The sequence below is a fragment of the Chromatiaceae bacterium genome (assembly GCA_016714645.1).
In the GTDB taxonomy this organism is placed as follows: Bacteria; Pseudomonadota; Gammaproteobacteria; order Chromatiales; family Chromatiaceae; genus M0108.
In genome coordinates, this window is the sequence record JADKCI010000004.1 from 380,281 (window position 1) to 401,636 (window position 21,356).

Annotated in this window: 14 protein-coding genes and 2 pseudogenes; 7 read left to right on the forward strand and 9 right to left on the reverse strand. The window is 65.4% G+C overall.

Annotated features, from left to right (window positions below; genetic code table 11):
* The first annotated feature begins 9 nt into the window (after positions 1-9).
* The 3 genes from IPN92_13590 (at position 10) to IPN92_13600 (ending at position 3,686) form a co-directional block, all read left to right on the forward strand.
* A complete protein-coding gene (locus tag IPN92_13590; GenBank protein ID MBK8639248.1) occupies positions 10-2,001 on the forward strand; it encodes a LysM peptidoglycan-binding domain-containing protein in 1,992 nt (663 codons plus the stop codon).
* Between the two features lie 129 nt (positions 2,002-2,130).
* On the forward strand, positions 2,131-3,228 hold the full coding sequence (locus IPN92_13595; GenBank protein MBK8639249.1) for a DegT/DnrJ/EryC1/StrS family aminotransferase: 1,098 nt from the start codon (positions 2,131-2,133) through the stop codon (positions 3,226-3,228).
* A gap of 254 nt (positions 3,229-3,482) precedes the next feature.
* Positions 3,483-3,686, forward strand: a complete 204-nt coding sequence (locus IPN92_13600; GenBank protein ID MBK8639250.1) for a DUF2061 domain-containing protein — start codon at positions 3,483-3,485, stop codon at positions 3,684-3,686.
* 214 nt (positions 3,687-3,900) lie between these two features.
* On the opposite strand, the gene IPN92_13605 is transcribed toward IPN92_13600, so the two are convergent.
* The 3 genes from IPN92_13605 to IPN92_13615 all read right to left on the reverse strand — a co-directional run bounded on the left by IPN92_13605 (position 3,901) and on the right by IPN92_13615 (position 7,734).
* Positions 3,901-4,968: an ABC transporter ATP-binding protein gene (locus tag IPN92_13605; GenBank protein MBK8639251.1), complete on the reverse strand. Its 1,068-nt coding sequence runs from the start codon at positions 4,966-4,968 to the stop codon at positions 3,901-3,903.
* Positions 4,952-6,628: an iron ABC transporter permease gene (locus IPN92_13610; GenBank protein MBK8639252.1), complete on the reverse strand. Its 1,677-nt coding sequence runs from the start codon at positions 6,626-6,628 to the stop codon at positions 4,952-4,954. The genes IPN92_13605 and IPN92_13610 overlap by 17 nt, the downstream gene beginning before the upstream one ends.
* A gap of 80 nt (positions 6,629-6,708) precedes the next feature.
* Positions 6,709-7,734 (reverse strand): Fe(3+) ABC transporter substrate-binding protein, encoded by a 1,026-nt coding sequence (locus IPN92_13615; GenBank protein ID MBK8639253.1) that lies wholly within the window; start codon positions 7,732-7,734, stop codon positions 6,709-6,711.
* A gap of 624 nt (positions 7,735-8,358) precedes the next feature.
* On the opposite strand from IPN92_13615, the gene IPN92_13620 reads away from it, so the two are divergent.
* Entirely contained in the window at positions 8,359-10,839 is a 2,481-nt protein-coding gene (locus tag IPN92_13620) for an EAL domain-containing protein (protein ID MBK8639254.1), read from the forward strand.
* Between the two features lie 21 nt (positions 10,840-10,860).
* Here IPN92_13620 and IPN92_13625 read toward each other — a convergent pair whose 3' ends face one another.
* The gene (locus tag IPN92_13625; protein MBK8639255.1) at positions 10,861-12,984 is read right to left on the reverse strand and encodes a glycosyl hydrolase family 57; all 2,124 of its coding nucleotides are present in this window, start codon (positions 12,982-12,984) and stop codon (positions 10,861-10,863) included.
* A 399-nt stretch (positions 12,985-13,383) separates the two neighbouring features.
* Here IPN92_13625 and IPN92_13630 point away from each other — a divergent pair, with 399 nt between their 5' ends.
* Positions 13,384-15,171, forward strand: coding sequence for an ATP-binding cassette domain-containing protein (locus IPN92_13630; protein ID MBK8639256.1), 1,788 nt, complete (start codon positions 13,384-13,386; stop codon positions 15,169-15,171).
* A 60-nt stretch (positions 15,172-15,231) separates the two neighbouring features.
* Here IPN92_13630 and IPN92_13635 read toward each other — a convergent pair whose 3' ends face one another.
* Both IPN92_13635 and IPN92_13640 read right to left on the reverse strand, forming a co-directional pair.
* Positions 15,232-16,437, reverse strand: coding sequence for an MFS transporter (locus IPN92_13635; GenBank protein ID MBK8639257.1), 1,206 nt, complete (start codon positions 16,435-16,437; stop codon positions 15,232-15,234).
* Between the two features lie 83 nt (positions 16,438-16,520).
* Positions 16,521-16,691 (reverse strand): hypothetical protein, encoded by a 171-nt coding sequence (locus tag IPN92_13640; protein MBK8639258.1) that lies wholly within the window; start codon positions 16,689-16,691, stop codon positions 16,521-16,523.
* A 203-nt stretch (positions 16,692-16,894) separates the two neighbouring features.
* Here IPN92_13640 and IPN92_13645 point away from each other — a divergent pair.
* Together IPN92_13645 and IPN92_13650 are read left to right on the forward strand one after the other, a co-directional pair.
* A pseudogene (locus IPN92_13645) lies at positions 16,895-17,699 on the forward strand (ATP-binding protein).
* A gap of 85 nt (positions 17,700-17,784) precedes the next feature.
* Positions 17,785-18,576, forward strand: a complete 792-nt coding sequence (locus IPN92_13650) for a dioxygenase (protein MBK8639259.1) — start codon at positions 17,785-17,787, stop codon at positions 18,574-18,576.
* Between the two features lie 86 nt (positions 18,577-18,662).
* On the opposite strand, the gene IPN92_13655 is transcribed toward IPN92_13650, so the two are convergent.
* The 3 genes and pseudogenes from IPN92_13655 to IPN92_13665 all read right to left on the reverse strand — a co-directional run bounded on the left by IPN92_13655 (position 18,663) and on the right by IPN92_13665 (position 21,286).
* Positions 18,663-19,637, reverse strand: a complete 975-nt coding sequence (locus tag IPN92_13655) for a haloacid dehalogenase-like hydrolase (GenBank protein ID MBK8639260.1) — start codon at positions 19,635-19,637, stop codon at positions 18,663-18,665.
* A 19-nt stretch (positions 19,638-19,656) separates the two neighbouring features.
* Positions 19,657-20,432 (reverse strand): annotated as a pseudogene (locus tag IPN92_13660) (DUF4239 domain-containing protein).
* Positions 20,429-21,286, reverse strand: a complete 858-nt coding sequence (locus IPN92_13665) for a hypothetical protein (protein ID MBK8639261.1) — start codon at positions 21,284-21,286, stop codon at positions 20,429-20,431. The pseudogene IPN92_13660 and the gene IPN92_13665 overlap by 4 nt, the downstream one beginning before the upstream one ends.
* Positions 21,287-21,356 lie beyond the last annotated feature (70 nt).

Genomic DNA, 21,356 nt, shown 5'->3' on the forward strand with positions numbered 1-21,356 from the left:
TCCGTGCTCGTGTCATCGGCCGCACGTTACCTGTGGTTGGCGCTGCTGGCGTCAGTCTTGATCCATCTGTCCGGTTGTTCCAGTACTGGCGAATCCGAAGGCAAGTCCGTTAAACAGACCTCCTCGGACGCGACCTTCCCGATTCCGCCGGGTATCGAGGATAACGTCGAATTCTGGCGCAAGGTTTATGGGGAAATGGATCGTTCCCAGGTCGTCATTCATGACGATGAATACATGAGCGTTATCTACGAGGTGGTCAATGTCCCCGGTAGTGGCGAGAGCCGCCGCGCCTACGTCAAGGGCAAGCAGCAGGAATACCGCGATCGTCTGGCGACCCTGGAACGTAAGGTCACCTACGGCGAGTCCCTGACCTCGGCGGAGGAGGAGATGAAGGCCGAACTCGAGGCCGTGGGTGGCAGGAATGCCATTTTTGGGGCCGCGGATCGGGTGCGTACCCAGCAGGGCATGCGCGAGCGTTTCCGCTCCGGTATGGAAATCAGCGGCCGTTACGACCAGGCCTTCCGCAAAATCTTCCGAAAGCACGGCGTCCCCGAGGACCTCGCCTTCCTGCCGCACGTTGAATCCTCCTTCCAGTCCCAGGCCCGTTCTGGGGTCGGCGCAGCGGGGCTCTGGCAATTCATGCCGGCCACGGGGCGCGTCTATTCCCTGCAGGTCGATCACAAGCTGGACGAGCGTATGGACCCCCTGCTGGCCTGCGAGGGTGCCGCCCGTTATCTGTCCGCCGCCCATCGCAAACTGGGTAGCTGGCCTCTGGCCATTACCTCCTACAACCACGGACAGGGCGGCATCGCCAAGGCCAAGAATCTTCATGGCAGCGACATCGGCAAGATCGTCGAAAATTACAAGGGCAACGCCTTTGGCTTCGATTCGCGCAACTTCTATTCCCAGTTTGTCGCCGCTCGCGAGGTCGCGGGCAACCCCAAAAAGTACTTCCCCGATGGCGTAGCCTTTCACAAGGCCCACGACAGCGATCGCCTGGTCCTCACACAACCCATATCGGCCCAGCAACTGGCCGGTTCTTACGGGCTATCCGTTTATCAATTGGACGACCTGAATCCTTCCTGGAGCAACGCTATCGTCAAGGGCAATGCCAGCATTCCGGCGGGCGCCAGCGTCTGGCTGCCGGCCGGGACCACCGAACGCGGTTCGGGACAATCGGTTGCGTCGGCGCCAGCTATGATCGCCCGGCAGGAGAAGTATGAGCCCGAATCCGCATCCGAGCCGGAATCCGAGTTTGTCAGTGTCACCCGGGTCACCCGTCCCGAGCCGGTCCTCGCCAAGGCCAGCGTAAAACCCGAGTCGGTCAAGGTCGCCCCCAGGGCCGATGCCAGGGCCAATACCACCATCGCCAAGGTAGATAACTCGGACAAGTTCGATTTCGACAGGGCCGAGCCTAAGGCCAGGTACGCCAGCCTCAACAAGTCCGACACGAAAGCCAAGCCCGATTTCGACCTGGATGAACCCAAGCCCAGAAGCGCCAACCTCAGATCCGATACGAAAGCCAAGACGAGTCTCGCCGTGGCCGATCCCAAGGCCAAGCCTGACAAGGAGCCACCCAAGACCCATGTGGTCAAGGCGAACGAGACCCTCTTCCAGGTTGCCGTCAAGTACGATATCAGCATGGACGAGCTCAAGAAGCTCAACAAGCTATCCGCCAAGGACAACACCATCAAGACGGGCCAGAAACTTAAGGTCAAGGTTAGCGACGACCCCAAGGCCACTGCCAAGGGAAAGGCGGAGGCCAAGCCGGCTCCGACCCTGGCCAAGGCCGATCCCAAGTCGGGCAAGGGTAAGTCCAACAAGGGCAAGGCCGAGCCGGCAAAGGCGCCATCCAAAACCCATGTGGTCAAGGCCAACGAGACCCTCTTCCAGGTTGCCGTCAAGTACGATACCAGCGTGGACGAGCTCAAGAAGCTCAACAAGCTTTCCGCCAAGGACAACACCATCAAGACGGGCCAGAAACTCAAGGTTAGCGGCTGAGCCCGCGGGAGGGCCCGAGGCCATCCCGTCCATCCCCGCAACCCCGGAGATCCCGCCTCCGGGGTTTTTCTTTGGCCCGCAGGCTCGTTCAGCCACCCGATCCACCCGCGTCAACCCGAGGCCCCTGTCATGAACTTCGTCGATCTCAAGACCCAATACGAGCGCATCCAGGCCGATGTCCAGGCCCGCATCCAGACCGTCCTGGAGCATGGGCGCTATGTCATGGGTCCCGAGATCACCGAATTGGAAGAGCGGCTGGCGGCCTGGGTCGGCGTCCGACATGGCATAGCCGTGGCCTCGGGCACCGATGCCCTCCTGATCGCCCTGATGGCCCTGGACCTGGGACCCGGCGACGAGGTCATCACCACCCCCTTCACCTTCATCGCCACCGCCGAGGTCATCGCCCTGCTGGGCGCCAAGCCGGTCTTCGTGGATATCGACCCGCGCACCTACAACATCAGCCCAACCGCCATCGCCGCCGCCATCGGTCCCCGCACCCGGGTCATCATGCCGGTCAGTCTCTATGGCCAGTGCGCGGATATGGACGCCATCAACGCCATCGCCGCGCGGCATGGGCTGCCCGTGATCGAGGATGCCGCCCAGAGTCTGGGCGCCACCTACCGGGGGCGAGCCTCCTGTGGCCTCTCCACCATCGGTTGCACCAGCTTCTTTCCCTCCAAGCCCCTTGGCGCCTACGGGGACGGTGGCGCTTGCTTCACCGATGACGAGGATCTCGCCCTGGCCATGCGCCAGATCTGTGACCACGGTCAGGACCGGCGTTATCACCACGTCCGCATCGGCGTCAACGGGCGTCTGGATTCACTCCAGGCCGCCATCCTCCTGGCCAAGCTCGCCATCTTCCCGGACGAGGTCGCCGCCCGCGCCCGCCTGGGTGCCCGTTACTCCGAACTCCTGGCGGGGGCGCCCTGTGTGACGCCCTTCATCGAGGCCCACAACACCAGTGTCTTTGCCCAGTACACGGTGCATCTGGAGGACCGGGAGGCCGTCGTGGCCCGCCTCGGGGAGCAGGGCATTCCCACCTCGGTCCATTACCCCATCCCCCTCAACCTCCAGCCGGCCTTCGCCGACACCGGGCCGCCCGCCGGCGCCCTGCCCGAGGCCGAGCGCGCCGCCGCCGGGGTTCTCAGCCTGCCCATGCACCCCTATCTTCAGGACGCCGAGCAGCGCCAGGTCGCCGAGGCCTTGCGCGGGGCCCTGAGGGCCTGAACTCCCTGGGGATGCCATCCGTACCCAAGCCCCCCGGTTAACCTGGGCCAGGCCTCTTCAGCGCGAATCCTGGCGTGGACGGGCGATCCGATCCAAAGATCATGCCCGTCCCCGTCCCGTCCCCGTCCCCGTCCCCGTCCCCGTCCCCGTCCCCGTCATCGGCATGATCTATCGAATAGAAAGAAACATTCGATTTTGAAAGCGCCCGATAGCCCCCTATCCTGGTACCCAACAATCGATAGGAGGCCGCTGACATGATCAAGACCCTGACCTTCGCCCTCGTCCATTTCACCGTCGCCTTCACCGTGGCCTATGCCTTGAGCGGCAGTCTGGTCATCGGCGGCGCCATTGCCCTGGTCGAGCCCATCATCAACACCGTCGCCTACTTCTTCCACGAGAAAATATGGGAGAGGATTCGGGTCAACCGCGAGGCGGTGGCGGCGGGCTTGCCCGCCTGAGCCCCGCCCCTAGGCCGCAAGATGACTCTATGGCCTGTATCGGGCGGGTCGGGTGGCGGCGGGCGGGGGTGTCGACAGCAGGGATGCTGTCGCCAAGCCAACAGGGAGATATTCACGGCGTCCCCCGCCCACCGCCACCCGGCCCGCCTGCCAGCCGCCCTCCATCCGCCACCTGCCACCCGGCCAGGAAGACCGAGAACCCTTCATGCCGGGATCAATTCACCCCTCCCGGGGCCCGGGTTTTGGGGAAGGCCACCAGGTGATCCACCGCGACCCGAATGCCAATGTGTTCGCCGATGGCATGGTTATGATGGCTCTGCACCATGCAGAGGATGACCTGACCGCTGGCCAGTCTCAGGCTGTAAAGGTATTCGGCGCCCCGGAAGGCGCGGTTGACGACCTCCGCTCGCAGGGGGCTGTCATCATCGTGGAGAATGTCATCCGGCCGCAACAGCACCTCGGCCTCTTGCCCCGGGACAAGACCGTGGGGGTCGCCCCCCGCGAGCAGGCCCAGTTCGGTCTCTACCTGGCGCTCATCCCACACCCGCGCGGGTAGCAGGACCCCCTGACCAATGAAGTTGGCGACGAAACGGTCTGCCGGCTTGTGATAAAGCTCGAAACCGCTTGCTACCTGATGCAGGCGACCGCCGAACAGGACGGCGATCTGGTCCGCCATGGCAAAGGCCTCGAATTGATCATGGGTCACCAGGATGGCGGTCACCCCGCCGCGCTTGAGCAACTCCCGCACCTCCCGAGCGAGTTGCTCGCGCAACGCCACGTCCATGCTGGAGAAGGGTTCGTCCAGGAGCAGAATATCCGGGCGGGGCGCCATGGCACGGGCCAAGGCGATGCGCTGCTGCTGGCCGCCGGATAGTTGATGGGGATATTTTTCCCCCGACCCGGGCAGGCCGATCAGCTCCAGCAGTTCCGCGACTCGTGCCTGACGCTCCCGGCGGTCCTGGTGGCGCAGACCGAAGGCGATATTGCGCGCCACGCTCAAGTGGGGAAAGAGGGCGAAGTCCTGAAACACCATGCCGGCGCGGCGCTCCTCCGGTGGCAGACCGAAACCCGGCCGCGCCACCAGGCGGCCCTGCAACCAGATCTCGCCGGTGGCGACGGGCTCGAAGCCCGCCACGGCCCGCAACAGGGTGGTCTTGCCGCAACCACTCGGCCCCAGCAGGCAGCCGATGTCGCCGCCATCCAGGTGCAGATCCACCCCCTGGACGATGGTGTTATCGCCGTAGGCGACGGAGACGCCTTTGATTTCAAGTTGTTTGGGCATGGCGGGATTGGGTGATGGAGCGACTCAGCAGGATGACGGGGAGCAGACCGGTGAGGACGATGGCCAGGGCCGCGGGCGCCGCGTCGGCCAGCCGCTCGTCCGCGGCCAGTTCATAGACCTTGACCGCCAGCGTATTGAAGTTGAAGGGCCTCAGGATGAGGGTCGCCGGCAACTCCTTCAGGACATCGACAAAGACCAGCAGCAGGGCCGTTAGAAGGCTGCCTCGCAGCATGGGCAGGTGCACCCGGCGCAGCACCCCGCCCGGGCGCAGGCCCAGGGAGCGGGCCGATTCGTCCATGGCCGGGCGGATCTTGCCCAGCCCGCTCTCGACGGTTTGCAGGGCGACCGCCAGGAAGCGTACCAGGTAGGCGAAGAGGAGAGCGGCCAGGGTCCCGCTCAACAGCAGGCCCGTGGAGAGGCCGAAGGTGGCGCGCATCCAGGCGTCCAGACTGTTGTCGATCCAGGCGAAGGGGATGATGACGCCGACGGCGATGACGGTACCCGGCACGGCATAGCCCATGCCCGCGATGCGCACGGCGGCGGTGACCCCGCGGGTCGGGTGCAGACGACGGCCATAGCCCAGGATCAGGGCCAGCACCAGGGCCAGAAGCGCCGCGGTGGCCGCCAGCCCCAGGCTATGGCCCATCAGCCCCAGGAAGGCGGTGTCGATGCGGGTGTCGGCCACCTGCCAGGCCCAGTTCGCCAGCAGGCCGGCGGGGATCAGGAACCCGCAGGTCACCGGTAGCAGGCAAAAGGCGATGGCCGCCAGCGCCCGTCCGCCTCGGAGCGGATAACGACGGATGGACTGATGTCGCTGGCTGGTTTGATGGTAGCGGGCGCCGCGCCGGGAAAAACGTTCCAGGGCGACCAGCAGGAAGACGAAGCCCAGCAGGAGGGCCGAGAGTTGGGCCGCCGCTACGGTATTGTTGAGGCCGTACCAGGTGCGGAAGATGCCGGTCGTGAAGGTGGCGACGCCAAAATATTGGACGGTGCCGTAATCCGCCAGGGTCTCCATCAGGGCCAGGGACAAGCCGGCGACGATGGCGGGTCGCGCCAGGGGCAGGGCGACCGTAAAAAAGGTCCGCCAGGGCCCATTGCCCAGGGTCCGGCTCACGTCCAGGACGCAGAGGGACTGGCTCAGAAAGGCCGCGCGCGCCAGTAGATAGACGTAGGGATAGAGCACCAGGGACAGCATGATGGCCGCCCCCTCCCGGGAGCGGACCTCGGGGAACCAATAATCGCCATAACCCCAGCCGAACCCGGCGCGCAGCAGGGTCTGGACGGGTCCCGCGAAGTCCAGCAGGCCGGTGTAGGTGTAAGCGATGATGTAGGCCGGCATGGCCATGGGCAGCAGCAGGGCCCACTCGAACAGGCCCCGACCGGGAAAACGGCACATGCTGGTGAGCCAGGCCGTGCCAACGCCGCCGATCAGGGTGCCGATCGTCACCCCCAGCATGAGCCAGAGGGAGTTGGTGACATAGTCCCGCAGCACCGTGTCCGCCAGGTGCCCCCACACCTCGCCGGCGGGCACCAGAAGAAAACCCATCACCACCAGGACGGGCAAGGCCAGGACCAGGGCCAGGGTGGTTACGCCCACGCCCCAGGGGCCGGGCCGGGAGGGATTGGGCCTGGATGCGGCGGACGGGGCGGTGGCGGTCATGGGGGGATGGCGTAGCCAGGGGGCAGGGCCCCCGGTCGGGTCGGGAAGGGTGGGATTATCCCCGACCCTCCGGGGCCCGTCTATTTCCAGCCCGCGCGATCCATCAGCCGCAAGGCCTCGCCATTGAGTTCGCCCAGACGTTCCAGGTTCAGGCTGTCGGCCTTGAACTCTCCCCAGGCGGCCAGGGTGGGGCCGACGGGAATACCCGGGCGGATGGGATATTCGCCATTGGTCTCCGCGTACCAGGCCTGGGCCGGATCGCTGGCCAGAAACTCCAGCAGCCTGATGGCCTCCGCCGGGTGCTGAGCGGCGCGGGTGAGGGCCGCGCCGCTGATGTTGACGTGCACCCCCCGGCCCGCCTGATTGGGCCAGAAGACCGCCAGCTTGCCGGCGGCCTCGCGCGGGTCCGTCTCGGGGGCGGTCAACATGCCGGCGAGATAATAGCTATTGGCGATGGCCAGGTCGCACTGGCCGGCGGCGGCCGCCAGGATCTGATCCCGGTCGCCACCCTTAGGCGGACGCGCCAGATTGGCGACCAGGCCCTTGGCCCAGGCCTCCGTCGCCTCGGCCCCATCGGCGGCGATGAGGGAGGCCACCAGGGACTGGTTATAGACGTTGTCCGAGGACCTAATGCAGATACGCCCTTGCCATTGGGGGTCTGCCAGGTTCTCGTAGCTGGACAGTTGCGCGGGCTGGACCTTGTCCCGGACGTAGAGAATAGGCCGTGCCCGCAGCGATAGGCCGAACCAGTGGCCCGCCGGGTCCCGGTAAGTCGCGGGGATGGCCGCCTGGAGTTGCTCCGAGGTCACCGCCTGGGTCACCCCCGCCTCCTTGGCCTGGAAAAGTCGCCCGGCGTCCGTGGTGATCAAAAGGTCTGCCGGGGAATTCACCCCCTCGCTCTGGAGCCGTTGCAGCAGGGCCTCCGCCTTGCCCGTGACCAGGTTGACCTGAATCCCCGTCTCCTGGGTGAAGCGGTCCAGCAAGGGCTTGATCAGCTCCTCCCCGCGGGCTGAATAGATATTGACCTCGGCGGCGAGGGCCGGGAGGGGCAGGGCGGTCAGGGCTGCTAGGCCGATGGCCATGAGGGAGCGGCGGGTAGGTGACATGGCGGTTGGTTCTCCAGGACCAGAAGTTGCAATGACTGAGGCGCGACGACGAGGGGTCATCCAGGTCGCCGAGGTGACTATTAATAACGCGAACCATTCTCATTTGCAAGCGGCTTTCCCCTCTGATCGGTAAGGAAGCCTCCGGAACCCTTCCGCGCGGGATCGATCCCGGATATCCTTCCCTCCTACCGGGTCACGGGCGCGGGCGGAGTGGATGCGCCTTGCCATCGCGTCAAAGTCCGTGGGCGATCAGCCTTATCGCCAAGATGGAGCTAGACCGCCGATACACCCATACTTATCGCAACCCAGCGAGTTTCGATGTCCAGCAGCCTCAAAATAAGCGCCTGTCCCCTGTTTGTTCCGCTACCCTCTGGCACCGCTTCGTACGCCCAGAAAATGATTGTCAACCCCGAGGTCGGGGTGAGCGGGGTAGCGACCAGGCTGGGCTACAAACCCGGTGACTGGGAGGATCTTGGTCCAAATAAGATGATGTTGAGGGCCGAGTACTCCCGCCACAACTGCACCTGTCCCCTCCCGGCGCGGGAGAATGACCGGGCCGATCTAGTGAAGGGTTGGGACCCGATGACCCCGCAAGTCGCGGTCCGCTTCTAGGCGGTTACCCCCATGAATCCTCCACGCACGGGGTCTGTTCGGCGGCAATTCCTGAGTCTGCGTTGGCAGGCCCTGTTTGCCCTGTCCCTAGTGCTCCTGGTGATCAATGGCACCCAGGCCGTCATGGCCTATCGCTATTCAAGGGCGCAATTCGAACTCCAGCAGTCGGGCATACGAGGGAATCAGGTCCGGCAGTTGCGCGGCCTGTTGGCCCATAACCTCGATGATTTGACCAGGCTGGTGAAGTTGTTATCGCTCCTAGGCACCGAGGAGGGGGGCCTTGCCAAGCACGATTTGGGCGAACGGTTGGCGAGCGGACTGGCGGGCGAGGGGATCCTGCTGGGCCTGGAATGGGATCTCCAATCCATTTATTGGCTCACCTCGTCCGGCGAGCAGACCCTGGTCTGGCCTTCGGAGGCACCGGCCCTGGGGGATGACCTGATTGCCGAACTTACCCGCAAGGACGACAGCCTAACTCAAGTGCTGGCTTGCCGATCGGAATGCCTCCAGTTCCTGGCCGCGCCCATCCTGTGGCGGGGGAAATTCGCGGGGACCCTGGTGGCGGGGCGTTCCCTGGCCGATGCCTTGCTCGCTTTCAATCTCCTCACCGGGGCCGAGGTGGCGGTGTTCTCCGTGACCGAGGCCTCCGCCGGCGGAGTGGCGCCGCCGCGCTTTCCGGCGATGACCCACCCAAGCCTGACCGAACCCATCATTCGCACCTTGTGGCCCGATCTGGTGGCGGTCTCCAATGCGACCCTTGCCCCCGCTAACGGCATGAACCATCAGATCCTCGGGGAGTTGGGGGGGCGGTGGTACGAGATTTTTAGTGTCGATCACCTGGTCCCTGGAGTCAGCGCCCTGGTGGTTAACGAAGTGACCGCGGAAAACCAGGCGATACAGGCCGCCACCCGCAACAGTGTGTTGTTGGGCCTGGTCGGTCTGGCCCTTTCGGGAGCCCTGCTGTTCTGGCTTGGCCACTTCTCGGTGGGGCGCCTGCGCCGCATCGCCATCGCCCTGCCCCTCCTGGCGGAGAAACGTTACACGGAATTGCGGGAGAGCCTGCCAGCCATTGGTGGCCGGCTGACTCCCGAGGATGAACTGGACCAGTTGAGTGAGACCGCCCAGGCCCTGACCGATCGTATGGAACTGCTCCAGCTTGATCGCGAGAAGGCCGAGAGCCGCCTGGTCTGGCTGGCGGATCATGACCCCTTAACGCAGCTATACAATCGACGGCGTTTTCGCGAGGATTTCGAAAGGGTCCTCGACCAAGCGCGGCGCTACGAGCACACGGGTGCCATCTTGTTCCTGGATCTTGATCAGTTCAAGGATGTCAATGACCTGAGTGGCCACTCAGTGGGTGATGTCATGTTGCAACGGGTCGCGGAACAGTTGATCAGGCTGGTCCGTCCGAGCGACACCCTGGCCCGCGTCGGCGGCGACGAATTTGCCCTGATCCTGCCGGAAAGTCGGGCCGCGGATGCCCAGGCCTGCGCAGAGCGTATCCAGGCCGCGGTGCACTCCATTCAGGTGCGCGATCGGGAGCGTATCCACCGGGTTACGGTCAGCATCGGTATTGCCCTATTTCCGGACCAGGGCCAAGACCTTCAGGAATTGCTAGCCAATGCCGATATTGCCTTGTTTCAGGCCAAGGAGAAGGGGGCTGGGCGCTTACATCTGTTTTCCCTCGATGACCGGGCGCGGGAGCAGGTGGATGCCCGGCTCACCTGGCGGGACAAGATCGCGGAGGGCCTCCGCGACGATCGTTTCGTACTGCACTTCCAGCCCATCGTGACCATCGCTACGGGCAGCATCCACCATTGGGAGGTCCTGCTACGGCTGCGTGACCGTCGGGGAAAATTGGTATGTCCGGACCGTTTCATTCCGGTGGCGGAGAAAACGGGCCAGATTCAGGCCATCGATCACTGGGTCCTGGCTCAAGCCATCCAGTGTCTGGGACGGGAACCCAGCCTGCGGTTGGGGATCAACCTGTCCGGCCGCGCCATGGATGACCCGGCCCTCCCGCTGGAAATCGAACGGTTGCTTGGGGAGCATCGGGTTGAACCGACGCGCCTGAGCTTCGAGGTCACCGAGACCGCCGCGGTATCCAGCCTCGTCAAGGCGACCGAACTCATGAAGGCTGTCCAGCGCCTCGGTTGCGGTTTTGTCCTGGACGATTTTGGCACCGGCTACGCCTCTTATGCCTATTTACGGCGGCTCCCGGTGGATGAGGTCAAGATCGATGGTGCCTTCATCCGGGACTTGGCCAAGAACCGGGAGGACCGGATCTTCGTCAAGGCTATCACCGACATGGCCCACGGCATGGGCAAGCGGGTGACGGCGGAATACGTCGAGACCGAGGCGATTTACGAGATCCTGGGCGAACTGGGCGTGGACTTTGCCCAGGGTTATTTTCCCGGTCGCCCCAAGCCGGAAGCCGAACAGGGCCCCTGGCCCCGGGCCGGTGCACGGTACAAGGGCTTCTGCATTCCCTAAGGGTGACGGACCGCCGATTCCTCACGCCAGCCAGATACGTTCCAAGGCCCCTCGGGACAGATTGCCGAGTTGGTCTTCCGCCTCGATGAAATAACGCATGTCGCCGGCCCCAACGGGCAGGTCGGCGGTGAAGTAGTCTGCCGTCACCCGGGCCCCGGTCTGGCTGGGATAGGGGCCCTGGTTGCGCATGGCCAGGCGGCTTTCTCCCGCCGGGGTGCGCAGCACCAACTCAACTCGTTTCAGCCCCGACACATCGGCGACAAAGGTGTGCGCGACGCCCTGGCGGGGCGCATCCAGGAGGCAGCCCTGGCCCCAACGCTGGCCGCCCGGATTCTCCGGCGTCACCCAGGGCGGGAAGATGGTAGGTCCGCCGTGGTCGTGGCCGGCCGCCACCAGGGCGTCGAGCGCCGGCTTGAGCAGGCCCAGTCCCAGGTTGGCGGCGTTGGTCACCTGTTGGTCCCAGACGTGCTGGCCGGTCCAGTACCAGTAGCAACTGGTCTCGGCGGTCAAGAGCAGGCGGATGGCCTCCGCCAGTTCCGGATGACCGGGCTCGCTGTATTCCAGGGTATGGACGGCATTCTGGAAGGCGGTGAGCACGGCCCATGAGTTCAGGTCCGGCGAGTAGGGCTGGTCGTAACGACTGAACCACTTCATGAATTGCGGATCGCCGTTATCGGCGCCGGCCCAGGAGCCTGGCTCGATGTGGCGCACCTGGATCGGGTCCGGTGGGAAGCGTTGCAGATAGTCTTCCACCGTGGTCAGTTCGAAGCGGCTGTCCTGGCGCAGCCATTCGACCAGGCGAGCCGTGTTGTGATGGTAATAGCTGTCGGCACCGCCGCCGTGATTGTCGCCGTCCGAGTGCAGCAGGAAGAAGGGCGGATGGGCGGGATCGTAGCCGCCGGTCTCGACGACGCGGTCATGGACCTGGCCGAGCACGTCCGCGTATTGCAGGGCGCCAAAACCGCCGCGGGCGTCCTCGTTGCCGATATAGCGCTCGGCGGGGACGGCGATGATCTGGTGGAGCTTGCCGTCCGGGTCCTCGTAGCCCACGTATTCAGGCCTTAGCAGGCGCGGTGAGATTTTCGATCCCGCCCAGATGTTGCGCATCTGCAGCCAGTCGTCCACCGGCGGATTGACCTGTTCGGCGGCATTGGGCGGCAACATGCCCTCGCCGATGCCGGCATAGGGGTAATCGCGACAGGCACGGAAGCGGTGGATGGAGTCATAGACCACCGCCGTCACCCCCGCCTCGACCAGGGCCGGGATGATGCGCGCATGGAAGGCGGTCTCCGGCGGAAACAGCACCCGTGACGCCGCGACGCCAAAGGCCCGCTGGATCAGGTCCCGGTGCCAGTGAATCTGGCGGACGATGTCCTGGTGCGGGATCAGGGGCATCAGGGGGTGGAAGAAGCCGAAGGCGGAAAAGGCGATGCGCGGGTTGCCGAGGGAGGTGGTGGCCCCGGCTAGTTGGCGCAGGGCGCTATTCCAGCCGGCGAAGCGGCCGCCGCAGAGCCCCTCGTCCCCGCAGCGATCCAGTTGCTCGATCAGGGAGCCGCTCCAACTCGTGGACAGCCCCGCATGGGGGAGGCCGCCGGCGACATATTGCCGCACGGCGGCCGGTATGAAATCGGTATAGTTGCCGCCCCGCGAGCCGAAAATCTGGTCCTTTTCACCATCCCAATAGTTGCGGTCGGTGGTGTTGTAATAGGGTTGGTGCATGTGCTTATGGATGCCGAAGTAGAGTTTGACCTCGGCACCGCCGGCCCCATGGGCACGGATGGCCACCTGGGGGCGGGGCGGGCGGATCAGGCGCAGGTCCCGAAAGGCCTTGATCCAGTCATCGCCCCGGGCCAGGCCCAGGTCGGCCTGGCGACAGCCCTCGATCTGGATGCCGACCCCTTCCCCCGTGAGCTTGCCCGCCGGCACCCGGGTGGCGTAATGCCAGGTCCCGGCAGCGGTGCGACGGGACTGGATCGCCTCGCCCTTGAGTAAGAGTACCCGGCCCGGCGCATGCAGTATCACCTGGGGAAAGGGGATCTCGCCGTCCGCGGTGAAGCCGACCTCGAAGGCCTCGTGCTCGCCATCGGGCCCGCAGGGGATGGCCTCGGGGCAGTCGATCTTCGTGAAACGCGTAAAGGTGCCCATAGGTTATTCCTGATCGTCGGTTGAGTGGGTCGAAAGGGGTTAAAACGACCTGCCGCGAGGCGCTAACGCCAGCGCTTCGGGGCCAGAACTACGGCTAGCTCTGGCCTAAGGACCGAGACGAGACCCGCGGCTAGGGTCTTTGCCCAGGCTAGGTGGTGGTGGGCAAGGCCAGCAACTGGGGTGCCTGCCCGGGTCGGGTGGCGGCGGGCGGGGGTGTCGACAGCAGGGATGCTGTCGCCAAGCCTACAGGGACGTATTCACGGCGTCCCCCGCCCGCCGCTACCCGACCCGGGCCTTCCGCTACCTGCCACCCGCCAAAGCGTGACGGGCGCCGGGTATATGATGACGCGCTATGGCTGCCCGCGCGCCCACGACCCACCTATTTTAACCGAGAACATCATGCGCTCTTCCTCCTCCGACCTCCCGCAGAGGCCCACCACCCGTAATCTCAAGCCCCTGATGCGCCTGCTGGGCTTCGTGCGGCCCTACTTCGGCCGGGTGCTGCTGGCCGTGTTAGCCCTCCTGGTGGCCGCCGGGGCCGTGCTGGCCTTTGGCCAGGTGATCCGGGAAGTGGTGGACACCGGGCTCAAGGTGGGCTCCGAGGCCGCCCTCAATCGCTCCCTCCAACTCTTCCTCGCCGTGGTGCTGACCATGGCCGGGGCCATCCTGGCCCGATCCTACCTGCTGAGCTGGATCGGCGAGCGGGTCATCGCCGATATCCGCGCGGCGGTCTTTGGCCGGGTCCTGGGGCTGGACGTGGGCTTCTTCGAGACGACGCGCACCGGTGAGATCATCTCGCGCCTGACCTCGGACACCACCCTGCTCCAGACCGTGGTGGGCTCCACCCTCGCCATGGCCCTGCGCGCCTCCCTGCTGGTGATCGGCGGGCTCGTCATGCTGGCCCTCACCAGCCCCCGCTTGACTGGACTGGTGCTGCTGGGCACGCCCTTGGTGATCTTGCCCCTCTGGCTGCTCGGCTCCCGCCTGCGGCGCCTGTCCCGGGCCAGCCAGGACCGGGTCGCCGACGTCGGGGCCTATGTGGACGAGGTGCTCCACGCCATTCGCACCGTCCAGGCCTTTTGCCACGAGGCCATTGACCGGCAACGCTACCGTGAGCGGGTGGAGGCGGCCTTCGGCACCGCCCTGCGCCGCGCCCTCCTGAGCGCCGCCCTGGGCGCCATCGCCACGGCCCTGACCTTCGGGGCCATCGGCGCCGTCCTGTGGGTCGGCGGGCGCGAAGTGCTGGCGGGCCAGATGAGCGGTGGCGAACTCTCCGCCTTCCTCTTCTATGCCGTGCTGGTGGCGAGTTCCATCGGCGGCCTGAGCGAGATCGTCGGCGAGCTGCTGCGCGGCGCCGGGGCCAGTGAGCGGTTGATGGAACTGCTGGCCACCGAGAGCGGCATTCGCGCCCCGGCTCACCCCCGGTCCCTGCCGCGGCCAGCCCAGGGGCGGATCGAAATCCAGGATCTGAGTTTCGCCTACCCGGCTCATCCGGACCTACAGGTCGTCAAGGACCTGTCCCTGCTGATCCAGCCGGGGGAAAAGGTGGCCCTGGTCGGCCCCTCGGGGGGCGGCAAGACCACCCTCTTCCAACTCCTGCTGCGTTTCTACGACCCCCAGACGGGCGCCCTGCGCTTTGATGGTCTGGATCTGCGTGACCTGGAACCGGGGGAGTTGCGTCGCCAGATCGCCCTGGTCCCCCAGGATCCGGTGATCTTTGGCGCCGACGCCTGGGAGAATATCCGCTACGGCCTGGATGAGGTGCCCGACGCGGCAGTGCGCCGTGCCGCGGACGCCGCCCACGCCAGCGAGTTCCTGGACCGGCTCCCGAATGGTTTCCACACCTTCCTGGGCGAGCGGGGGGTGCGTCTCTCCGGGGGGCAGCGCCAGCGGCTCGCCATCGCCCGCGCCATCCTCCGGGACCCGGTCCTGCTCCTGCTGGACGAGGCTACCAGCGCCCTGGACGCGGAGAGCGAACGCCTGGTGCAACTGGCCCTGACGGAGCTGATGGTGGGCCGTACCAGCATCGTCATCGCCCATCGCCTGGCGACGGTTCGCCAGGTCGATCGCATCCTGGTGCTCGATCAGGGCTGCCTGGTGGCGGCCGGCACCCACGAGGCCTTGATGGCCCAAGGCGAACTCTACGCTCGCCTGGCATCCCTTCAGTTTCGGGAGCAGGCCCATTAGCGGTGCGGCGGCATGACCCTTGCCAATAGTACCCCTTGATCCAGGCTACCTCGTTAGCAATCAGCTCCTGGGTGGATTGGAGCAGTCGTCAGGAGTGCCGTGTAAGGCCCAGACCGGTAGCAGGAAGGCTGCGGCGCCAGCACAGGCGGCCGAGATACCGAAGGCGGCAAGCGCCCCGACACCTTGGTACAGGGCGCCGAACAGCAGCGAGGCCGGTAGGAGTAGCAGCCCTGCGGTCAGGTTGAACCAGCCGAAGGCTGTCCCGCGCAAGGCCGGCGGTGCGAGGTCCGCCACCAGGGCCTTTTCCACGCCCTCGGTCGCGGCCATGAAGATGCCGTAGAAGGCGAACAGGCCGAACAGGGCGAGCGGTGTCCCGGGCGGCAGCAGTCCGAGACCGAGATAGAACAACCCATAGGCCAACCAACCGGCGACGATCAGGCGCACCCGTCCGATCCGGTCGGACAGGGCCGACAAGGGGGTCGAACACAGCGTGGCAACGAGCGACACCGCCGCCCAGGCCAACGGCACCTGGGCCTGCGGCAGGCCCAGTTCATGGGCGCGCAACAGCAGGAACATATTCGAGGAGTTGCCCAGGGTGAACAGGCCCACCACGACCAGATAGCGCTTGAAGGCGGGTGGCAATCCCGCCAGGCGCCAGGAGAAGGTCGGCGGCGTGAGGCGCGCCGCATCCAGTGGCGGCTCGCGCAGCGACAAGGCCATGATCAGGCAGGCGACGGCGGGGACAGCGGCGAACAGGATGACCTCCCGCAGTGTCCAACCAAGACCCAGCAACAGGGCCGCCAGCAGCGGTCCCACCACGGCGCCCGCGTTGTCCATGGCCCGGTGCAACCCGAAGGCCAGGCCGCGCACCCCGGGCTCAACACTGGCGGCGAGCAGGGCGTCGCGCGGGGAACTGCGCAGGCCCTTGCCGACCCGATCGCCGAAGCGCAGCAGTGCCACCCCGGGCCAACTGGTGGTGAACGCGATCAGCGGTCGCGCAAAGCCCGCCAAGCCATAGCCCCCCACCACCCAGGGCTTGGCCCGCTGGGTGCGGTCCACGATGACGCCAGAAAAGAGCTTCAACAGGCTGGCGGTGGCCTCGGCGATACCTTCGATGAGCCCCAGGGCGCGCGGACCGGCCATCAGCACCGCCGCCAGATAGAGCGGTACCAACGGATAGATCATCTCCGATGCCGAATCGTTGAGCAGGCTGATCAGGCCGATCAGCCAGACGGTGCGGGGCAGGGATCTGATGGCGTGGAGCATGGTGAGGCCTGGTGGCAGCATGGGGCAGCCGGGCGCGATCAGGTCCTGTCCACGCCCGGGTCGGGCGCGTTAATAAAGAGTATTCAGCCTGGCGATCCGTTGTCAACTCCAGCCAGTTGTACACCCACCGCCGCCTGATAATCCGGATGACGCTTGGCCATGTGGTTGGAGAGATCGCTATAGAGGGCATAGTTCGGCGTCAGGGCGCGGCCCTGGTGCTGGGCCAGCAAGTCACGTACCTTGAAGTAGGGCATGGCCCATGCGGACCTTTGGGTCGGGTCTCCGCGCGCGCACCAAGAGGCGCTTCGCCATGGCATGCAATGGCTGGGAGGCGGAGCGGCAGGGATGGGCCTCCCCCTAGGCGTTGCGATGCGATCGACACGGCCTGGTATCTCGGCTAATCTGGAATCTAATTCCAGATTAGCCGAAAAATAATGATGGAACCGTCGCATGCACCCTGGCCGCTACCCTCCAACGCGTCTCGGCGGGCTTCCTTGTGTTACTGGTCACGGGACCGCGTCAGGTCGGCAAGACCACGCTGCTGGAGCAGTGCGCCGAATCGGGCCGGGGTAGCGTCACGCTGGATGATCTGGATGAGCGTGATCTCGCGCGGCGTGATCCCGCCCTGTTTCTCCTGCGCCATCCGGCCCCGCTGATCATCGATGAGGTGCAATATGCCCCCGAACTGTTCAGCGCCATCAAGATTGCCGTGGATCGCTCCCGGCGGCCGGGACAATACTGGCTAACGGGGTCGCAAAAATTCCATCTGATGCAGGGCATCACCGAATCCCTGGCCGGGCGGGTCGCCGTCCTGGATCTGCTTGGCCTGTCCCGCGCCGAGATCCAGGGCCGCGCCGCCTCATCCCAGCCTTTCCTACCCGCGCCTACCTGACGCATTGGACCTCCCCCGAATCCCTGGAAGCGGGCGCCATGTCCGGCGCCATTCTTGAGACCTTCGTGGTTAGCGAGATCCTCAAAAGCTATTGGCACCAAGGCCGGGGCGTTAATCTGTATTGTTATCGCGATCGGGATGGCAGGGAGATCGATTTGCTGATCGAGCAGGACAACCAGCTTTACCCTATCGAAATCAAAAAGACCGCGACCCCAAGCCGCACCGTTTCGCGCCACTTCGACGATCTGGGCCAGCTCGGCCGCCCCCTCAGCTCGGCCGCCCCCTGGGTCATGGTGCCGTGCTCTGTCTGAGGGACAGCGCGATACCCTTGTCCGCCGAGGTCACTGCCATACCCATCTGGAGCCTGTGAGGCAACGCCTCGGCCAGGCCCACTGATCGGAGATCCGTTAATGCACACAACCGCACAGACCCAGCCCTCGGACACCACAACCCGGATGCCGACCTGGTTCATCCCCCATGGCGGTGGTCCCTGCTTTTTCATGGACTGGAACCCACCCCATGCCTGGAACAGGATGGCGGCCTTCCTCAAGGGGGTGGCCGCCACCTTGCCCCAGCGTCCCGAGGCTATCCTCGTTGTTTCGGCACACTGGCTGGAGTCCGGCTTCAACGTCACCAGTGCTCCCAGGCCGGAGCTTATCTATGATTATTATGGCTTTCCGCCACACACCTACGCCTTGCGGTATCCCGCCCCTGGGGAGCCCCGCTTGGCGTCACGCATCACCGAGCTGCTGGGGCAGGCCAATCTGGCCTCGCACGCCGACCCGAGCCGGGGCTTCGACCATGGGATGTTTATCCCGCTGATGCTGATGTTTCCCGACGCGGGCATCCCGGTCGTACAAGTCTCGCTGCGCCGGGACCTGGACCCCGCACGCCATTTGCTGGCGGGTCAAGCCCTGGCGCCCCTGCGCGACGAAGGCGTCCTGATCCTGGGCAGTGGTATGAGCTTTCACAACATGCGGGGCTATGGCGATCCCCGCTTCGGCCCCATCTCCGACCAGTTCGATGCCTGGCTGACCGCCGCCGTGCAAGCGGAGGCGGGAGAGCGCCAGCGCTTGCTAGTCGATTGGGCGCAAGCGCCCGGGGCGCGGTTATCTCACCCCCCGCGGGCGGAGGAGCATCTGCTGCCCTTGATGGTGGTGGCCGGCGCGGCCCCCGATCAGCCTGGACAGCGCGTCTTCAGCGACCGGGTGATGGAAACCACCCTGTCGGCTTTCCGTTTTGGCTGAGAGGTTGGGAAAAAAACCTCGCGTCCTGGCCGCCGCCCCGGTGGAGTGGTGAGGCGCAATCGCAGGATGGCTGGCAAGGCACCGGCTCAGGGTGCCGGCGCAAACACCTGTGACCAATCGTCCTTCATCGAGACCAGCACCCAGCCGTTCCGCGGCACAAGGTCCATGGCCTTATCGAGCCGCCCGAAGGGGCTCTGGCGATCATAGGCGTATTCCCGCTCACCATCAGTGTGATGCAGAATCAGGCCGAGCCGCCGTCCCGCCCCGCCGGTCGTCCATTGCAGCATCTCCAGGTCCCCGTCGGAATTGCCGAAGGCCAGGATGGGCCGGCGTCCGATGTGGCGCGCAATACCCACCGGCTTGCCGGCCCCATCATCGATGAAGATCACCTTGGGCTCACGCACCATAACCGCCTTGCCGTCGCGCACCGCAAAGGCCAGCTGGATCTGGGAGCCGATCACCTGCTCCGGCGGGATGCCATAGACCGCCTCGGACCAGGGGCGCATGAAGTCGGCCCCGCCACCGGAGACGATGAAGGTCTTGAAACCGTTTCCGCGCAGATACGCCAGGAGTTCCAGCATGGGCTGGAAGACGAGTTGCGTATAGGGCTGCTGGAAACGCGGGTGGCGGGCAGCACCCATCCAGTCCTGGGAGGTTGTCTCGAACTCGTCACCGGTCATGCCGCTGTGGGTCGCGATGGCGAGTTGCAACAGCCCCTCGGTCCCAGCGGCCCCCAGGGTCGCCAGGTCGCCCGCCAGGGCGGCCTTAAAGGGCTGCTGATCTTGCCACTCCGGGTGCGTGGGCGCCAGGGCCTTCACCCGATCCAGTATGAAGGCGAGTTGGGTGTACATGGGCTGCTCCACCCACAGGGTCCCGTCGTTATCGAAGACGGCGATGCGCTGGGCCGGCGGCACGAAGTCCTGACTCCCGGCGTTCGTCACGTCCGTGACGAAGCGGGTAATGGCCTGCTTGGCGTGGCCATCTTTCCAGGAGGGTAGCGGGTCAGCGGCCACGGACAGGGTCGCGAGGACCAAGGCGGCGAGTACCAAAAGTCGGTGCATTGGGTGTCTCCGTACTGTGCTATTTCATGCTTGCCCGTAATTCCACCAAGGCCTGGTCGAAGGTATCGACCCGAATCAGACCGAGCCGGGGGAATTCCAGATCGATGATGACGTAAACCGACATCGCCATCACCCCCGCGAAACCGAGGATGTGGAGCCAACTGCGCGACTTGCTGCCGGCCATACCAAAACCGGCCAGCAGTGCACTGGCCAGCGCCAACGCAATCAGCATGCCGTAGATGACGGAGGGCGGTGCATTTGTGCCGCCATCGTCCGCGTGGTGGTGATATCGAACATGTCGTTGAGCGCGGGCAACAGCAGCTTGATCGCATCCGGTGAGGCGCCCTCCCCTTGGCCCGCGGCGAGTGCCTGCGTCCAGATCGTCGCCTGCAAGGCCGTCGCCTTCGCCAGTTCTGCACGCGCTGCCTCGATATCCGGCAGTTTGCGGTAGACCGCCAGCCGGGCATCAAGATAATTTAGGAAGCTGTCGCGGATGGCCGGTTGGGCCGCGGGCAGCAGATCGAGCCGCAGCCAGGCGGTTCCGATGGCGTTGGTTTCCGCAACGATCAGGTCGCGTCGCGCGTCGAAGCGCGACGCGGCCCCCGAAAAGGTGAAGGCGATCAGCAAGCCCACCAGCGCGAAGACCGCACCCTCGACGGCGCTGGTCCCCGCCTGCGCACCCGCGGGGTCACTCGCCAGTCGCCGAATCCCGAGCCGTCGGCCCAATTCCAGCATTGCTACGACGCCAACAAACAGAGCCACCGCGAGGACTGCGGCCATCAGAATGGTGTTCATGGTGAGATTCCAGGTAAGGTTGATTGGGACGCATTGACACGGCGCCAGCGCAAATAGGGAATCGAGATGGCCGCGGAGGTCAGAATATAGGCGGCGACGATGACCGCGGTACGCGGACCGGGAAGCGCGGACGCCACCAGGACGGCGATCCCCAGGTGGCGCGTCGAGCAGGCAATCGCGAGTGCGGTGCGATCCGCCTCGGCCGGACCGCCGAGTCGATGGCCGATCGCCAGCGCGGCGACGATCAGTCCGGCCAGCGCCAGCATGCCGGACCACTTGACATCGAGCAGGACCTCCCAGTGCAGGATCAGGAGTAGGAGGGCGCAGGCGGTCAACAGCAGCCCGGCAATGGCCATGAGGCGATCCCCGAACCGGTCGGCAAAGGCTGGAAACCGCCACCGGATCAGCATGCCCAGGGCCAGCGGCAGGAAGAAGGATTTGGCGAACACCCATGCCACCCGCTCCGGATGGAGTTGGACCGGATAGCCAAACCAGGGGCCGAGCAGCGCCAGCCAGGCGGGGACCAGGACGATCGCCAGCAGGCTGGTGGTCACAACCAGGCTGAAGATATAGGCACCGTCACCGATGTTCAGGAGCTTGCGCGGCAGCAGCGGCGCTCCGGCCGAGACCGCCAGCACCAGCAGGCCCATCTCGACCCCCGGTGGCAGGGTCAGCAGCGTGACGAGCGCCAGGGCCACCAGCGGCACCAGCAAATACATGGCCAGCACCGAACGCATGAAAAGCATGGGTCGGCGCCAGAGGTAGAGAATATCCTTGGGTGTGCTGTCGATGCCGACGGCCAGGATGATGGCCGCGACGGACAGTTTGAGTAACAGGAGCAAGACTTCAGTCATCTGGTGCCATCGTCGTCGTCATTTTCGTTGTGGTAATCGATGCGATCACAGCGACCCAGATTCGCATGCA

Coding starts and splice junctions, on each gene's coding strand:
- IPN92_13595 (MBK8639249.1), top strand. CDS start 2,131: ATGAACTTCGTCGATCTCAAGACCCAATACGAGCGCATCCAGGCCGAT.
- IPN92_13600 (MBK8639250.1), top strand. CDS start 3,483: ATGATCAAGACCCTGACCTTCGCCCTCGTCCATTTCACCGTCGCCTTC.
- IPN92_13605 (MBK8639251.1), bottom strand. CDS start 4,968: ATGCCCAAACAACTTGAAATCAAAGGCGTCTCCGTCGCCTACGGCGAT.
- IPN92_13610 (MBK8639252.1), bottom strand. CDS start 6,628: ATGACCGCCACCGCCCCGTCCGCCGCATCCAGGCCCAATCCCTCCCGG.
- IPN92_13615 (MBK8639253.1), bottom strand. CDS start 7,734: ATGTCACCTACCCGCCGCTCCCTCATGGCCATCGGCCTAGCAGCCCTG.
- IPN92_13620 (MBK8639254.1), top strand. CDS start 8,359: ATGAATCCTCCACGCACGGGGTCTGTTCGGCGGCAATTCCTGAGTCTG.
- IPN92_13625 (MBK8639255.1), bottom strand. CDS start 12,984: ATGGGCACCTTTACGCGTTTCACGAAGATCGACTGCCCCGAGGCCATC.
- IPN92_13630 (MBK8639256.1), top strand. CDS start 13,384: ATGCGCTCTTCCTCCTCCGACCTCCCGCAGAGGCCCACCACCCGTAAT.
- IPN92_13635 (MBK8639257.1), bottom strand. CDS start 16,437: ATGCTCCACGCCATCAGATCCCTGCCCCGCACCGTCTGGCTGATCGGC.
- IPN92_13640 (MBK8639258.1), bottom strand. CDS start 16,691: ATGCCCTACTTCAAGGTACGTGACTTGCTGGCCCAGCACCAGGGCCGC.
- IPN92_13650 (MBK8639259.1), top strand. CDS start 17,785: ATGCCGACCTGGTTCATCCCCCATGGCGGTGGTCCCTGCTTTTTCATG.
- IPN92_13655 (MBK8639260.1), bottom strand. CDS start 19,637: ATGCACCGACTTTTGGTACTCGCCGCCTTGGTCCTCGCGACCCTGTCC.
- IPN92_13665 (MBK8639261.1), bottom strand. CDS start 21,286: ATGACTGAAGTCTTGCTCCTGTTACTCAAACTGTCCGTCGCGGCCATC.